The sequence below is a fragment of the Dyella psychrodurans genome (assembly GCF_003363265.1).
GTDB classification, from domain to species: Bacteria; Pseudomonadota; Gammaproteobacteria; order Xanthomonadales; family Rhodanobacteraceae; genus Dyella_B; species Dyella_B psychrodurans.
This window is the reverse complement of the sequence record NZ_QRBF01000006.1, coordinates 131,638-132,282: the sequence shown is the minus strand read 5'-3', so window position 1 is coordinate 132,282 and position 645 is coordinate 131,638.

Genomic DNA, 645 nt, shown 5'->3' with positions numbered 1-645 from the left:
CGGAGGGATTGCGGGGTTTTTCGACAGCACATCCTGTGCTGACGAAAAACGAGCCGGCATCCATGCCGGCTCCCCTTCGGGCTGATCCTCCACCCCTCCGCCGGGTCCAAGGGGCCCCAAGGTCAAGAGCAGGAGCTAGAGCCAGAGCAGCGCGCGCTGCGCGCACTCGGTGCCGGCGCGTAGCGCCGGAAGAACGCGCATGCAGCAGTGCACGGTGTTTTCGCTTCTCGCTTCTCGCTCTTTAGCTTTGGCTCATGGGTTTTTTTTTGCTCTTTTGAAAAGTGCGCGCTGCGCGCGCCCCGGGTCCCCGTAGTCGGTGAGTGAGCTGGGGACGATCAGGCCCGCAGGGGGATCGGCAGGGATGCCGATCCCTTTTCGCCAGGGCAGGAAGCCCTGTCGAAAAGCCCGGCCCCAGCTCACGCCTCGGAGGGCGTAGCCCGCAGAGCACCGGCTCCGGGGTGCCCTTCTCTTTGGTTATCTTTCTCTTGGGCAAGCAAGAGAAAGTGACTCGGCCGTCGGCAGACGGTCGAAACGCCCGCCGCGCAGGCGAGCAACCTGGCGATGACGCTCAAATAAAAACCAACGCCACTGGGTCCCGGCTTTCGCCGGGACGACGGAAGTGAAGCGTGCGCACACATGAGCGCG